At 46.2% G+C, this 16542-nt stretch carries 11 protein-coding genes; 5 read left to right on the top strand and 6 right to left on the bottom strand.

Going from position 1 to position 16542, the window contains the following annotated elements:
- Nucleotides 1-70: 70 nt before the first annotated feature.
- Complete coding sequence (locus ACH19P_RS18470; protein WP_462160086.1) at nucleotides 71-1330, bottom strand: glycerophosphodiester phosphodiesterase family protein; 1260 nt, start codon at nucleotides 1328-1330, stop codon at nucleotides 71-73.
- A 163-nt stretch (nucleotides 1331-1493) separates the two neighbouring features.
- On the opposite strand from ACH19P_RS18470, the gene ACH19P_RS18475 reads away from it, so the two are divergent.
- From ACH19P_RS18475 to ACH19P_RS18495, 5 genes are all read left to right on the top strand, one after another.
- Nucleotides 1494-1883, top strand: coding sequence for an MBL fold metallo-hydrolase (locus ACH19P_RS18475; RefSeq protein WP_462160088.1), 390 nt, complete (start codon nucleotides 1494-1496; stop codon nucleotides 1881-1883).
- Nucleotides 1847-2359: an MBL fold metallo-hydrolase gene (locus ACH19P_RS18480; protein ID WP_462160089.1), complete on the top strand. Its 513-nt coding sequence runs from the start codon at nucleotides 1847-1849 to the stop codon at nucleotides 2357-2359. The genes ACH19P_RS18475 and ACH19P_RS18480 overlap by 37 nt, the downstream gene beginning before the upstream one ends.
- A 97-nt stretch (nucleotides 2360-2456) precedes the next feature.
- Nucleotides 2457-3440: an LLM class flavin-dependent oxidoreductase gene (locus tag ACH19P_RS18485; RefSeq protein WP_462160091.1), complete on the top strand. Its 984-nt coding sequence runs from the start codon at nucleotides 2457-2459 to the stop codon at nucleotides 3438-3440.
- Between the two features lie 382 nt (nucleotides 3441-3822).
- Complete coding sequence (locus tag ACH19P_RS18490) at nucleotides 3823-6462, top strand: family 16 glycosylhydrolase (protein ID WP_462160092.1); 2640 nt, start codon at nucleotides 3823-3825, stop codon at nucleotides 6460-6462.
- A gap of 78 nt (nucleotides 6463-6540) precedes the next feature.
- A complete protein-coding gene (locus ACH19P_RS18495; RefSeq protein ID WP_462160093.1) occupies nucleotides 6541-9495 on the top strand; it encodes a TonB-dependent receptor in 2955 nt (984 codons plus the stop codon).
- Between the two features lie 83 nt (nucleotides 9496-9578).
- Here ACH19P_RS18495 and ACH19P_RS18500 read toward each other — a convergent pair whose 3' ends face one another.
- The 5 genes from ACH19P_RS18500 to ACH19P_RS18520 form a co-directional block, all read right to left on the bottom strand.
- Nucleotides 9579-9776 carry a helix-turn-helix transcriptional regulator gene (locus ACH19P_RS18500; RefSeq protein WP_462160094.1) on the bottom strand — a complete coding sequence of 66 codons (198 nt, stop codon included), beginning with the start codon at nucleotides 9774-9776 and terminating at the stop codon, nucleotides 9579-9581.
- The gene (locus ACH19P_RS18505) at nucleotides 9773-10204 is read right to left on the bottom strand and encodes a hypothetical protein (RefSeq protein WP_462160095.1); all 432 of its coding nucleotides are present in this window, start codon (nucleotides 10202-10204) and stop codon (nucleotides 9773-9775) included. Before ACH19P_RS18505 ends, ACH19P_RS18500 begins: the two co-directional genes overlap by 4 nt.
- A gap of 104 nt (nucleotides 10205-10308) precedes the next feature.
- Nucleotides 10309-11877 (bottom strand): ATP-binding cassette domain-containing protein, encoded by a 1569-nt coding sequence (locus tag ACH19P_RS18510; RefSeq protein WP_462160097.1) that lies wholly within the window; start codon nucleotides 11875-11877, stop codon nucleotides 10309-10311.
- Between the two features lie 285 nt (nucleotides 11878-12162).
- Nucleotides 12163-13626 carry a CehA/McbA family metallohydrolase gene (locus tag ACH19P_RS18515; RefSeq protein WP_462160098.1) on the bottom strand — a complete coding sequence of 488 codons (1464 nt, stop codon included), beginning with the start codon at nucleotides 13624-13626 and terminating at the stop codon, nucleotides 12163-12165.
- A gap of 54 nt (nucleotides 13627-13680) precedes the next feature.
- Complete coding sequence (locus ACH19P_RS18520; protein ID WP_462160100.1) at nucleotides 13681-16170, bottom strand: TonB-dependent receptor; 2490 nt, start codon at nucleotides 16168-16170, stop codon at nucleotides 13681-13683.
- Nucleotides 16171-16542: the final 372 nt, after the last annotated feature.

Below are 16542 nucleotides of genomic sequence, written 5' to 3' on the forward strand. Positions count from 1 at the left end.
GCTACTATAATATGAATAGTCATTGAACAACTAAGCATTAGTGTATTTCATTGAAAAGCGGTGTTTTGCGTCAATCGGTGCTCAGCATACAGTTGGCATAATACGTGGTTGTTGCGGGCCAATCACTGAATACAGCAATAACTCCGACGTCTTGTGCCAGTACGTCTAACACCCGCATCATCACACCATCATTAACTACCGCATCGGAGATACTTTTATAGTACCAACCGCCGCCACTATGTAATGGGCCTGAGCGTTCCAAGGACCAAGTTATGATTTTAAGTCCTGCTTGTTTTGCAGCAATAGCATAAGCCGATGGGATGATCTCACCATTGTCGTTAAGGCTTAACAACATCCAAATAGGTGGCGCGATGATCTGTACTCCATCTGCAACCAGTTTATCCATACTTGGTGACCAGGTTGCAGCGTTTGTAGGATCGAATCCTTCGATTTGATCACGACCGTCAAGGTATACCGACTGTGCAGCAAACTCTGGGTATTGTTCAATCCAATGCATAATGTCGTTGTAATTAAATGACTGTGGCCACACGCGTGTTGACGTAACCCCTGCTTGTTTATACTCATCTAGCATTTTTGCTGCGTAATCCTGTTGGCTCATTCCTTTATGAGGCATGGCAACTTCCGGTTCCTTTAGTTCAGGGGTCATTCGCACACCGAGCTGTGTAAAGAGAGCAATGCTTTGCGCATGGGTCATTATGGTGCCATGAGTGGAGTACAAATTAGTTCGCCAATTGGGAGTGCCTTCGAGGTATTGAGCGACTGTCGTAGCTTGGGGATTCGCACCATCCATTTTACCTTTGAGCGATTTAAACTCTTCTACGGTAATATCACTGGTACAGCACCTAGCTCTTGCAGGCTCACCATTTGCAGCTGGTGAAAAGGGCTCACTGCATTTCGCTGCAAGGTCTGTAGCTAGAATATTGGTGGTGGTGTGCAAGTCACATTGTGAATGACGGCATACCAATTCGTTGTCTGCAGTGAAGGTGACATCACACTCCAACACGCCTGCTCCCATTCGCGCCGCAGCTATGTAGCTTTCTTTGGTATGTTCAGGAAACTGCATGGGTGCACCACGGTGGCCAATTGAAAATACATGTGGTTTGAAATCAGCGTTAGCACAGGACATTAACTTATCCTTTAGCTCACTTTGAGGCATCGCTTCTATCAGCATGAAAGGGCGAGGACCTAGGTGCACATTAGGTTGCGATGCGGGGGCATCATCAATTTGCGTGATTGTTGGAGGTTGTTGGACGGTGCAGCCTCCCAGCACAACTGTCGAAAGTACAAGTGTGAGTAGTAGGTAACGCATTGACATAAAGTCCTTTTTATTCGCAATTTATCGATATTATCGAATGGGTGTTTTATTTTTATGACACACACCAAGCGCACTCCAGCAATTATAGCTTTGAACTAATACAATAGAGTCAACGTAATCTACACTCTGTATTTTAGGCATCTGCGTTGGAATAAAAATGAAATGGATTATGAGCCTGTTCGTTGTATTGAGCCTTTCCTGCTTCTCGAGCGAGTACAAAATTGAGCCTGTGAAAGACAACGTCTATCGCTTTAACGCGGGTCACTATTACAGTGTTTTTATGATTACTGAATCCGCTGCTTTTGTTACCGACCCTATCAACAGTGATGCAGCGAACTGGCTCAATGCCGAAATCAAGCGCCGTTTTAATGTGCCAATTAAGTATATGGCATACAGCCATAATCATATCGACCATACTCAAGGCGGCGACTCTCTGGCTGATAGCTCTACGCAAGTTATTGCACACCGCTACGCTATGAAGACTTACGATGGACGGATGCGCCTACACGTATGGCTGACATTACCTTTGCTCAGGAGCTTAAAGTGAACATGGGAAGCAACTCGGTAGAGCTTGCTTACCATGGCCCGAATAATGGCAGAGGTTCTGTGAGTATGCGCTTTATGCCAGCGAACGTACTCTATGTCGTTGATTGGATAGTGCTTGGGCGTATGCCATACCAAGACCTCCAAGGTTACGATATTCATGGCATGATCCGCTCCACCGAACAGGTTTTAGCGATGCCACATTTTGATGTGCTTGTTGGTGGGCATGCCAACATGGGCACGCGAGATGATGTTAAGTACTACCTTTCGTATATCAAAGCTCTGTATGACGGCGTTCGCGATGGCATGTTGAGTGGTTTATCTGTTGAGGAAATTCAACAACAGCTGACTTTGTCTGAGTTTAAGACTTTACCCATGTTTGCACAGTGGCGAGAGGCAAATATTGCGGGAGTGCATCGAATGTTGATGGATCAGTCCTACTTTAATTTCCGTCCAGACATCAAAAAGCAAAAAGATTGATGCCATGGAGGCAACTTTGCAATGCCGATTTCTACCTGCTAAGACAAGCAGAATCTTGCTATTGTGCCCACCTTGTTATCGTCTTGTCGGGTGAACCATGACTCAGTTACCAAAGTTAAGCGTTTTAGATTTAGCTCCTGTTGTTCAGGGCAGTAATGCACAAGAGGCGTTTAAGCGTGCGAAAGAACTCGCAATACACGTCGAACAGCTGGGTTACCACCGTTTTTGGATGGCCGAACACCACAACATGCCCGACATCGCCAGTGCGGCAACTTCGACCTTGCTTGCATACATTGGTGCGCATACTAAAATCATTCGGCTTGGCTCAGGTGGAGTCATGCTGCCAAATCATGCACCTATGATTGTTGCTGAGCAGTTTGGTACCTTGGCTACACTCTTCCCCGATCGTATTGATTTAGGTATTGGCCGAGCACCCGGCAGTGATGGGGTCACAGCACAAGCTTTACGTCGAGACATCAGAGCCGCTGAGGACTTAGCGCCGCAAATAGACGAATTGCAGTACTTTCTATCAGAGGCAAAACCAAATCAGAAGGTCAGAGCTTATCCTGGTGTGGGCACCAATATACCAATTTGGCTGTTAGGTTCGAGCACGTATGGGGCTCTTTTAGCGGCAAAAAAAGGCTTACCTTTTGCGTTTGCCTCTCACTTTGCCCCTGATTATATGATGAAGGCCGTTGAGCTTTATCGAGAGAACTTTGTGCCGAGCGCGCAGTTGCAACAACCTTATGTGATGATTGCGGTTAATGCCATTGCTGCGGACACTGACGCCGAGGCGCAATACCTAGCAACCACAGGACAGCAAAAGTTTTTGAGTATGCTGCGCGGGCAAGAAGGCTTAATACCTCCTCCAACAGATAACATGGATATGATTTGGAGTGAACCGGAGCGCCAGCAGGTAATGCGCATGCTCAGAGAGTCTATTGTTGGTCACAAAGAAAAAGTGCATGCGGGTCTTAAAGGATTGCAGCAACGCACAGGTGCTGATGAAATCATGATTAATGCAATCATCTATGATCAACAGGCAAGACTGCGCTCATACGAGCTTATTGCACAACATTAGCCGGCTATTCTTTACAACCATTAACAATCCCAAATAGCAGCTAGTGGTATCGATTTTAATTTTACATCAGTCGTCACTATCGATGCCATTAGACCCCAACTCTTCCTTTTTTGCTGGCTAATTGAGCAATCTAACGTTTGTTTGCAAAGGCATATGAACGAAAACTTGTGTAAATTATCATCAATATTTAGCTTGGATGGGTTAAAAAACCGTTTACTTTGTTGACGTTTTAACAACCTTGTCATACTCTATGAAAGCGCTTACATTCTCAGTGCTTTTTATTTGAAGTGATTTGTAAGCGCTTACAAATTAGCTGGTTTTAATAAAAACGTCTATATATCAGCTAGATGCTAACAAACTAATGATGTTAGGGTTCAACGCAATGAACAGAGTAAAAACACACTTAACGCAATTAGCCATCGCGCTTTCGGTAGCGACGCTGGCAGGGTGCGGTGGCTCAGCCACAGATACCAAAATTGATACCATTGACCCAAGTGAACCCGTTTCAGATTGGGTTATGGTATGGGAAGACGATTTCAACGGCGATTCAATCGACGAAGGTAAATGGAACTTCGAAGTAGATTGTGCTGGCGGTGGTAACTCCGAGAAACAGTGTTACACCGACAACGCAGAAAATGCTTTCGTAGCCGATGGTATTCTAAATATCGTTGCGTTGCCTGCTGAAGACGGAGCCGCCAAACCATACACCTCTGCGCGCTTGAATACGCGCTACAAAGCAGACTTTAAATATGGTCGCTTTGAAATGCGTGCGAAATTGCCAAGCGGTCAAGGTTCATGGCCAGCATTTTGGATGATGCCTACCGATTCAGTATACGGTGGTTGGCCTCGTTCAGGGGAAATCGATATTGTTGAATCGGTTAACCTAAAAGTGCCAACTGATGACGGCGTAGAATCAAATATTTACGGCACGCTGCATTATGGTCGTGAGTGGCCAAATAACGATCAAAGCGGTAAAGCGTATACTTTCCCACAAGATTCTAATCCAGCGGATGACTTCCACACCTATGCAATTGAATGGCAAGAAGGTGAAATTCGTTGGTATGTAGATAACTACCTCTATGCGACACAGCGCCAATCTGAATTGCTATACAACGCAAGTGGTGAAGCGCTCGCACTTAAGCACCGCGGTTGGTATTCAGAGTATTACAACCAAGTGACGGGTGAACTAGAAACGCACTGGGACGAAACGCCTTACGATCAAACCTTCTATATGATCCTGAATTTCGCTGTCGGTGGCGATTGGCCTGAGAATGTAAACCAAACGGGTATCGATACTGCTGCGTTTGAAAACGGCCAAACATTTGAAGTTGATTATGTTCGCGTATTTGAATGTGCCCAAGACCCAGATACAGGTCGAGGCTGTGAAACAGTTCGTCCTGGTTATGATGATCTTGACGACGCGCTCGTTGAAGGTAAAGCGCCAGCGCCTACACCGCCAAGTTCTGGCACAGTCACTCCACTGACTATTTTTGATGGCACGTTTAATCCAGACTGGCCTGCATGGGATTGCTGTGGTGGTTCAACACCTGGACTTGTTGAAGACGCAAGCCGTGGTGATGTTGTTGAATTTACTGTGGGTGCTCAACCGACTGTAAATGGCTTCATCAGCCGTGATGCATTCATTACCGATGAAAACGGTGAAGCTTCGCCATTTGATGCAAGCGGTATGTTGGAAGATGGTTACGTGCGTTTCGACATGCAAGTTACTTCATTGCCGAGCACGCCGGATGCACCTTGGTTATTTAAAATCGAGAGCGACGAAGGCGCGACAGCCGTAGAGGTTAACCTTAATACTAGTACCGAAGGTGTCGACCCCGTTGCTGGCGAATGGCAAACCTATACCTTCCCGCTACAAGCGTTATCCGACGCGGGCCTGAATGTATCACTTATCGATGTGATAATGATCTTCCCTGCATGGGGTCAAGGCGAAGGTGCTGTTTACCGTGTTGATAATGTAGAAATCACTAACGGTGGTGCCTCATTACCTTCATTGACACTGTTCACTGATGAAACCAACACAGATTGGCCATTGTGGGATTGTTGTGGTGGTTCAACGCCGGTTGAAGTGGTGGACGACGAAGCGCACGGTGTAACTGCGGAGTTCTCCATCGGTGCAAGTCCTACAGTAATGGGCTTTATTAACCGCACTGAATTTGGTGGCAGTGGCACGATGTTTGATGCAACAACTCTTGTTGATGACGGTATGCTGCAATTCGAAATGAAAGTGACGTCGCTTTCAAGCACACCCGATGCGCCTTGGTTGTTAAAAGTTGAGTCTAATAACGGTGCAACCGCAGTAGAAGTGAATCTAAACACCAGTGTTGAAGGTGCAGATCCGGTTGCGGGTGAGTGGCAAACATATACCTTCCCAATCAGCACTCTTTTACAAGCTGGTTTGGATGTGAGTGCCATCGATGTTGTAATGATTTTCCCTGCTTGGGGTCAAGGTGAAGGTGCGGTTTACCGAGTGGATAACGCCCGAATCTACGCACCAGAGCCGCAGTCAGACCTCACTTTATTTGCTGATAATGTCGCTGACCAGTGGAGTATTTGGGATTGCTGTGCAGGTAGCACACCGACAGTAGAAACAGATGACGAAGCGCACGGTTCAGTTGCCGAGTTCCAAATCGGCGCACAACCAACCGTCATGGGTTTCTTAGCTGCTGATGGCGTGTATTTTGATGCGTCTCACATGCTCGCAGAAGGTGTTGTACGCTTCGAAATGAAAATTGTTTCGAATGCCAGCAACCTAGACGCGCAGTGGTTATTCAAAATTGAGTCAAATGATGCAGGTCAGGCGGTTGAACTTCCGTTGAGCGCAAGTCAAGAAGGTGTTGAGCCTGTGGTTGGCGAGTGGCAAACATACACGTTTACGCTCTCTGACTTACTAAGCGCAGGTCTTGATATCAGTGCAATCGACGTTGTCATGATATTCCCATCGTGGGGTATGGGTGAAGGTGCAGTATATCGCATCGACAATGCGGTAATCGCGAACCCATAACCACATCTGACAACAGGCCATGGGTGCCCATATTCGGCACCCTCATTACATGACATTAATTTGCAAAAGCAGGTAATCATGAGAAGCACAAAATTTACAAAAACACCTCTTGCAGCGTCGGTAGCGATGATCCTGACAGCAGGAGTGGGCAGCATCTCAAATGCGTACGCATTTGAAGACGAGCAACAAGCCGAAAAGAAAATAGAAGTCATCGAAATCAAGGGTATTCGTGGCAGTATGATCCGCGCCATGGATATGAAACGCCAAGCAACGGGCGTGGTTGATGCCATTTCTGCAGAAGAAATGGGTAAGTTTCCAGATACAAACTTGGCTGAGTCACTGCAGCGCATCACCGGTGTTTCAGTTAGCCGTTCAAACGGTGAGGGCAGTGAAATCACCGTGCGTGGTTTTGGCCCTGAGTTTAACTTGATCACCCTCAATGGTCGTCAAATGCCGGGCACGGGTTACACCCGTTCTTATGCGCTTGAAAACATTGCCGCAGATGGCGTGAGCGCGCTTGAAGTCGCGAAATCTGGCCAAGCAGACGTGCCAAGTGGCGGTCTAGGCGCCACAGTGAACATTGTGACTACCCGTCCTTTGCAACGCCCAGGTGAGCAATTCAGCTCGTCTATTAAAGCGATTCATGACACGTCAAACGAAGAAGGTGATGACGTAACACCTGAGTTCTCAGCGATGTATAGCAACACCTATGCGGATGACTCACTGGGTTTTGCGGTATCATTTTCACACCAAGAACGTGATTTCCAGCAGCAGGCCGCTAACATCCAAGGCTGGCAAGCGAATGTTGATTTACCCACGCTCGAAGAAGGTGAATTCATCGACCCACGTGCTGTGGACGGTGAAGGTAACCGCATCGGTAATCATTTTTTCCCTAAGGACATGAACTACAGCATTGCAGATGTTGAACGTGAGCGTACTAACGGCCAAGTGACGTTACAGTATGCGCCGATCGATAACTTTATTGCGACGTTGGATTATACAGCTAGCCGTGCAATCACGGGCACTAACACCGTTGGTTGGGGTATTTGGAACGAGTTTGGCAGTAACATTAACAGCTATGAGCTGGATGAGAACGGCACGGCGCTTTACGCGGATATCAGCGGTAACGATGGCTCGTTTACTGCGAGTCGTAACACGACAGAAGTAAAAGCACGCTCTATTGGTTTGAATCTTGATTGGCAAATCAATGACGAGTGGCAAGTCGAATTCGACTACCATGACTCAAAAAATGAAACCGACAACGGTGCCGATGATGGTCTAGGTTCTGATGGTCAAATCATTCTGGGCTCTGACCAGCTACGTAGCAAAATTTACGATTACCGCACTGGTGAAATTCCACATGCTTACGTTAATTGGAAAAATGGCACTACGGTGCTCGATCCTAGTGAGATTGATTCAAACTTCAGCCAGTTTATCTACTCACCGGGTGAGTCGAACGTTGAGCAAGCACAGCTTCACGCTGATTGGTTGAACGACAGCTTTGAAATCCCATTGGTGAAAGTGAAATTCGGTGCGGCACACACTAAACAAACTATGGGTGGCTTCACAGCATGGAGTGGTTTACGTGGTGGTCCAGGCTTCAATCCATCATTCACGGAAATCTTCCCGGATGGCATGTTTACTTACAATGAAACGGGTGACTTGCTTGATCAGTTCGATGGCGGCGGCAGTGATTTACAACCGAACTATTACTACACCTACAGCTTTGAAGAGGCGCTAGCACGTCAGCTTGCGTTCCTAAACGAAGACCTATTAGGGGACAACTACTACTCAATCGACCCATTTTTTGATGGTGTCGATAGTGAAAGCTATGTTGAAGAAAAAACGCAAAGCTTCTATGTAAACACCTTATGGGAGTTTGATGTAGCGGACTACTTTGTACAAATCAACGCAGGATTACGCTATGAGGAAACAGACGTAACCAGTACGGTTCGCCAGCGTGTTGAGCAGCAAGTGAACTGGGTAAGTGCATCTGAGTGGATCATGCAGTACGAAGCGGGTGGCACAGACAACTTCTACACTGAAGAAGGTAATTACGATGTGTGGTTGCCGAATGTCGATGTGAAAGTTGAACTGACTGAGGACGTTGTTGCTCGTGCTTCTTGGGGTAAAACTATGGCGCGTGCACCACTTGGTTTCTTAGCGGGTGGCCGTAGCTTAACAGGTAGCCCGAAACCAGGGTCGCGCACGGGTGGCCAAGGTAACACGAACTTATTACCGTTTGAGTCAACAAACTTAGATTTATCGCTTGAATATTATTATGGCGAAGGCAGCTACGCGTCAGTTGGTTACTTCAAAAAAGACGTAGATAATTTCATTCAAACGCAAATCACAGAAACCACGATTGAGGGTCTTTACGACATCTTGAATGGTCCACGCTATCAAGAGGCCGTTGCGGCGGTTGAAGCGCGCGGTGAGCAAGCAACCAGTGACGCAATCTTTAATGAGTTGCTCGCACTTGGTTATGGTAATGCGGATGGTGCAATTGAACCAACGAGTTCAGATCCACTGATGGTTTGGAATATCTCGCAACCACAGAACACCGATAGCAAATCTGTAGACGGTTTTGAAATCGCACTACAGCACTTGTTCGGCGAAACGGGCTTCGGCTTAGGTGTCAACGCAACCTTCGTTGATGGCGATGTGGAATTTGATGTAGATAGCCTAACGCAACAAGCACCACTTACAGGCTTAAGTGATTCTGCCAACTTCCAAGCATTCTACGACAAAGACGGTTTGTCGGTGAAAGTGACGTACGCATGGCGTGACTCTTACTTGATTGGTGTGGGTCAATCTCAAGGTTCTTCGGATGCGCCACCGCAATTTGGTGACACCTATGGTCAATGGGATTTGAGCGTCAACTACGATATCAACGAGCAGGTGACTGTGTTCTTCGAAGGTATCAACCTCAACAACGAAACCGAGCGTGGCTATGGTCGTTACGAAGAGCAATTCCTATTTGCTCGTCAGTATGGCCCACGTTACAGCATCGGTGCTCGTTACAGCTTCTAAACTCATCACAGACCCCCGATGAGAGAACAAAAGCCGCTCAAATGAGCGGCTTATTTATTGGTTGCCTGCTAGGGCAAGCTAATCTAAGCCGATTCGTCCTCAAATATTTCTTCAATACGCATCTCAAATAACCTTGCGCACTTAAATGCCAGTGGCAAACTCGGGTCAAACTTGCCTTTCTCGATAGCATTGACAGTCTGTCTAGAAACATCAAGCGCATTGGCCAAGTCTGCTTGCGTCCAATCACGCTCGGCACGAAGCACTTTTAAACGATTTTTCATTCTTCGTCCTCATCATTCAGGCGCGTGTTCATGACAATGAGGGTCGTCAGATAGGTTAACGACATGAAGATGACTAAATGGGAGATGTCCTCGTCGTAATTGAGGAGCCCACTTGATTGCACCACTGAATACGCTAGTCCAAATACTACGCTCGCACCCAATGTAATCCCCATCGCATTGAGCTGTATGCGTTGTTGCATTTCATCCAAACCTAAAATTTGCTTTTTGTTGGCCACGATCATCATCACACCGACCAATAAATTTAAGGCAACAGCAATAATGCTGAAAATTGTTTGCTCTTTGGACCACATCAAGTGAGGGCCAAATGACGCAATAGCTAAGGTTATTAACCACGCCGTCGTCCACTTAGCCAAGTTCAATGTGTTTAGCTTATTGCGTTGTTTAAACGATAGTTCTGTTTGGCTCATATCTTTCACCTCGAAAGCAATTTAACTTGACTAAATGTTAGTCAAACCAGACTTTAAGTCAAGTGTGTTTTACATTAAGGTTGGTTTGTTTTACTCTTTTGAGTCTAACCCGCTGTTAAATAGATTGTTTTTTCTACACCGCAACTCGTACAAAAATATTCATCATGGCTTACAAGGATAAAAGCGCCTCCATACCCGCATAGGGCTTCACTGATATAATGCTGTGCATCAAGGTCTAGGTGGTTATCAGGCTCATCAAGCAGTAATAGAGGTGCGTTGGGGCGCTGAGTAACAACAAGCAAGGCGAGTTTCATGCGCTCACCTCCACTTAAGTGAGTAATGGCTTGGAATGCTTTGTCACCACGTAACCCGATTCCTGCAAGCGCCGTGCGCCATTCACTGTCACTCAATGTGCTAAACGTGAGTTCTTTGGCGGTTAAGGGAGTGTCGCAATGACTCAGCCAACTGTAATGTTGACTGAGGTACACCACTTCTGAATTGCAATGAATGGAACCGGATATGGCGGTTAACTCACCTGCGATAAGCTTTAGCAGTGTGGATTTACCTGAACCATTACTACCGTGTAAACGGGCTTTACAGTGAGTTTTCATAAGCAGGTTTATAGGAGCGTTTTCTACAAAGGGAACGAGTACATTCTCAAGAACAAGTATGTCTTTATGTGAGTCGGGGCGTGAATTATTGAAGTGAAGTTGCTGTGTTTTATTCACCTCTATCTTTTCACGCACCGCATTATGCTCTTGAGTGAGTTGCGTGTGCTTTCGCTCACTACGAATACGTTGGGATTTTTGATTTTGCCCCGCACTTTCTTTTTGCGCATTAAGTACCACCTTCGCTTGGCTACCGATTTTTTTCTTGCCCTGAGTTGCACGTTTTTGCGCCTTTTGAGCATTTCTCTCAAATTTAAAAGCGTGTTGTTTAATGGCTTGCTTGAGATTGGCCTGTTGGCTTTCTAATGCTTTGAGCTGCATGGATTTATAGGTTTTAAAGTGACGATAGTTTCCTGTGTATTGGTTTATGCCAAGCGAAGTAAGCTCTAAAATGCAATCAACGTACTCAAGCAGCTTTTGATCATGAGAAACAATTAAAATTTGGCCAGTATAGGTGGCTATTTTTTCCAAAAGCCATGCTCTTCCTTCACCGTCCAAGTGGTTACTTGGCTCATCGAGAATCAGTAATTCATAGTTTGCACAGAACAATGCGTGAAGCCTTAGCTTAGCAAGCTGGCCTCCACTTAAGTGGCCCAAAGGTAATTGAGTGTTAGCGGGAAGTCCTAAGCGCAATAGTTCATTTTCGAGTTGTTCTTGTAGTTGCCATTGTTCGCCAACAACATCAAAATGTTGTTGCTCATAGCTGCCAGACTGAATAGCCGCTAACGCTGCAAGTGTGTCATCAACACCGAGGAAGCGAGCTATGCTTTGCTGCCAATCAGTGTTTAAGTGCTGACTAAAGTAACCAATATATAGAGTGCTAACAACATTGCCTGAGGTGGCTTTTTTACGTCCAGTTAATACCTCAACAAGCACGGATTTTCCCACCCCGTTGCGACCTATTAAGGCGGTAACTGGGTGTTCAAGAGAGAAGCTAAGGTTGGAAAAAAGACGTACACCGTTGTCAAAGCATACGTTAAGTTCGTGAACAGATAATACAGACATAATCGCCCCTTAAAATGGGGTGATGTCGCGCATCAAACAGCGGATTGACTCGATAAATTGTGAAGTGAAGATAGCCCAAATGACGCGCACCAATCACCCTAGTAAACCAAATATATAATGTGGGATAGCTAAGGAGGATTAGTTGTTCATTGGCACAGATCTCGAAATGAAATTGGCTAAATACTAAACTACTCGCTGTTGTTAGGCAATAGTACTCGCAGGTTAAACTGAGGTAGAAAGACGCCAGATAGACCCGAGAACTGAATTATCTGGCTAGTTGAGTATTTATTTCTCAAAATAGATCGGGCTGGTAACAAAGAGCAGCTCATCATTTTGGTTGTAGACCTCAGCGTTAACCCACCTTAAATTTTCCGTATTAAGCGTTACCACTGCTGTATCTGCTTTTAGGTATAACGTTTGCGTACCATCATTGCTATAAAAAGCGACTTTCTCTCCCTTATTGCTTGGTAACGTTAAAGTCAGCGTAACTTTGTTTGAAGCGTTGGAAAAAATCTGTGCGGTATCACCTATCTCAAAATCTTGCCCACCGATGCGAGCGGTGAGTTTAGGAATGCGCGTGTCGCTCACTTTTGTGCTGACAAAGGTTTTGCCTGCCTTGATACCTTTGAGCAATGCGGGCGTACTTAAGTTCTTGGCATAAATCACCGTTGTTGGACTGCCAATGTCACCACTACCCAGCTCATGGCTGTGGCCATTGTGATTATCACTGCCTGCAATTGCGGCGATTTTATAGCTTTGGTTCAGCAAGTTATGCCAAAAGGTACGAGCGTTAAAGGCATCTTGATGGTTTTTGCGCACCGAACCGTTCACCACCTCAATAGCGTGTACTTGGGTATAGTCGGTGTTTGCTACCCAACCACAGCCCATACACGCTTCGCCAGATGGCAGAGCAGGGTGGTTGATTGATAAAATTCCATGGTTGTTAATGACTTGCTGTTGCAAATGCGAGACACCACCGTCGGTGACAGTAAAGGGCAGATGCTTGGTCATGCCAAACACATTGGCATGACCGTAAAACGTGGTAACTTCTCGTGCTGGCATGAGTAACAATGAATCAAAAAAGGGTTGCAGGGCAAATAACTCGTTGTGTTGAGACAGCGTGTTGTGCTCACTCAGCGCGATAAAATCGAGCCCTTTTTGTGCGGCGTTTTGAACCGACCAAGCCAGCGGGCAGCCCACTTTTTGTTGTTGATTGGACGGGCAGTGGCCATCGCTGTGCGCTGAGTGGGCGTGTAAGTCCCCGCGATACCATCGTGCTTTATCGTTAAGTACTGTGCTGTTGAACGCGGTGGCAACTTGGTTGTAATAAAGCGCGATACGGTAGTCACTGACAGACTCTTTGCGAATATTAGGCACACCTAGAATAAGTTGCCATTTCCCTTGTTTAACCTGTGTGGGTAAATAGCCTGTGCTGGCATAACTGCGTGAAATAACAATGCGGTTTTTACTGCCACCACTCCAACCAATAAACCCGCTTGGGTCGTTCAACCCTAAGTCGATAACAGTGCGGTTATCGCGGTTATACGCAAATTCAATCACCAACTCTTGGGTGTTGCTGGGTACTTCAAAATCAACATATTGGTAGCTTTGATGGGCGCTGCCGTCAATGCTGCCAGAAATAACCTGATCGGGTTCGCCAACGGGTTCGCCAGCAGGCTTGCCAATAGGCTCTGCAGCTTGCGCAACAAGAATATGAAACAGGGCAAATGCCAATAGATAAATACGCATATGTTCTCCAAAAAAAGAGCCCTTTCGGGCTCTTTGAACAAGGACTACGAAGGGTTAGAAACTGTAGCGCAATGATGCGCTGATAGTGCGTCCTAAGATTGGACGCGCTAGGAAGTAGTTGCTTTCGTTGGTTTCCCCGATGAATTGGCCGCCACGCGGGTTGCCCTCGGTTAAGCCAATTTCATTATTAATGTTTTGCACGTTGAAATAGGCGACAAACTCGTCGTTGATGTCGTAGCGGGCGCTGAGGTTGAACACGTGGTAGCTCGGTAAGTTCACTGTATTAGCTACATCACCATAGCGGTCACCATAGTATTCAGCCACTAACTCGGTTCTGAAGCGACCATCTAGTAGATTTATACCCACTGTACCGCGGTAGCTTAGCTCAGGTACGCGGATTAGTTGATTGCCGCCGAAGTCAACTGCTTCACCTTGTTGGTTGGTGAAGTTAAAGGTTTCATACTCGGCTGATTGCCATGTACCTGTGAGCGCAACGTCTAATAGCTCTGACGCTTGCCAGAACGACTCTAACTCAACACCATACGTCTTGGTGTCGCCATACGCTGTTTGGTCGCGGTAACTATTGGTTGTGGTATCAAAAATGTAGTCAGTGAAGCGCATATTCTCGAAGTGAGTATAAAACGGCGTTGCGTAGATGCTGAAATCTTCTGCCGCGTATTTCACACCTGCTTCAAACATAGTGATCGGCTCAACCTTGAGATCGTCTCTGTCAGGGTTGCCGTTGAAGTCAGACGCATTAGGCGCTCTGAAGCTGTCGGTATAGCGGGCGAAATAGCCCAACTCATCTGAAAGTTGATAATTAATACCTGCCGTCCAAGCAAACTCTTTGTATTCACGGTCAATGTGTTTGAATTCGCCATTGCCGGTAATAAAGTTATCATCCGCAAAGGTATCTGATGCTTCAAGGTCAACAACTTCGGTGCCTTCTACTGTGCCGGATAACTCAGAGACTTCATAGCGGCCGCCTAAATCAAGGCGCAACTTCGGGGTGATTTGCCACTCATCAGCCGCATAAAATGCGTAAATATCTGCGCCAGCATCTACGTTGTTGTAAAGCGAACCGTAACGCAAAATGCCGTTTTCTGTGATGCTGCTGACTCGCTCCCCTGCATCATTGACAACAACTGCATCGACTAAGCGAGCTTGTTCGGCAACTTCAAACATGGCCGTGGCCATGTAGCGCACAAACTCATAGTCGTAAGTGGCAACATATGCACCAAATGAGATGTCATGTTGTTGGTCGCCAATCGTAAACTGCTTTGAAAAACGCAAATCGTTAATGACTTCATCCAAAGGTACAAACACCGATAACAAGTTACCATTGAGTACTTGACCATTGCCTTGGTTATTTTGCACATCAAAGGTGTCATTAGGGTGATTGGTAAACGCTAACTCAACATGTGTGTTTTGTGGCAGTACTGCTCCGTACTGGGCTGACAAGTCATCAATACGTTGCTGGGCACTCGTAATGCCACCCGTCGGGAAAAGGCCATTACGCAGCGTATCACTTTGGCGATATCGGAAGTTGTTTGTTAATTGCCAGCCATTATCTAGCGTGAAGTCCGCCTTAACGGTGAACTGATTGAGCTCAGAGTGGGTGCCTTCAGTTAAATCAAAGTCATAGCCATCGCCTAAGTTACGATACACATTGTGCGCAACTTCAGGGCCCATCATGGTGCCGTAGTTTGCATCAAACCCAGGTGCATCGGTGATGTCACCGTTGGCATCATAGCTAAGTGGAATGGGGAGCAAGAAAGCTACTTTGTCGTCAAGGTGCTTGTAGTCGACAAAAATCTCACCATTGTCAAAGCGTTTACCCGCGCTGATACGCAGTTGGCCGCCTTGGTTTGAGGTAAACCCTGGGTCGCGAACACCATCATTTTGACGATAAAAGCCACCAATTGATACAAACATATCGTTTTCTAGCGCTTTGCCGTAGTAGCCGTCAAAGCGATAGTGGTTGTAGTCACCCACTTCAAATTTCATTACCGCGCTGTCGTAATCGTATGCTTTACGCGTGATAAAGTTCACCATGCCGCCCGGTGCATTGGATGCAAAAATTGGCGAAGGACCACCACGCACCACTTCTACGCGTTCAATGGTTTCATCAAGGCGAAATGATTGATCGGCATTGAGGTAGCCAAGGCCGCCATCGTGCTGAATGGCTAGGCCATTTTCTTGCAAAGACACTGACGAATAACCGTCACGCGGAATACCTCGTGCGCGAATGTTATTGCCTGCTTCACCACCTGAAGACTCTACCCAGAAACCCGGCACGGTTTTGAGCACATCCGCCACACTGAGGGGGTTATCAGTGACAAGATCTTCATCACTGAGGGTGGAAATGGCATAGCTGGTTTCTGATTTGCGTAAAAAGCCTGCACCTGCACGACCCGTGACGACAATTTGCTCGATGTCACTTTCTTTGGTGGCACCCTCTTGATTTGCTAACAACGGAAAACTTGCAATACAGCAACTTGAAACAGCGGCTGCTAAATAACTAACTTTGAACAACGACTTCATTTTACTTCTACTTCCAAAGCGAAAAGGAGCGGCTACGGTAAGGAGGGAAAATGTCAGTTTGGTTACAGCAAGATTAAAATTTCGAGTATGGGACTTAAGTCCTATCTGTATGATTTTAAAGTGTTTAATTTCTGTTTTCAGATGTATCAACTTGTATTTGTCGACGATTTTTACCTTTTAAATCAGGTGCTCAGTCGCACGTTTTAAGGTGAAACTCACCCTGAAAATGCCAATGTTATGGGAAAGAATTTGATGTTTTTTTAACGAATGCGAACTGTACATTGCAAAGAGGTCAGAGGTGTTAAAGGAATAATTCATGACACGAAGGTGTGGGAAATAAAACAATGACGCAGCCTTTGTTAGCCCTGCGCC

This window comes from Pseudoalteromonas sp. GB56 (assembly GCF_054923835.1).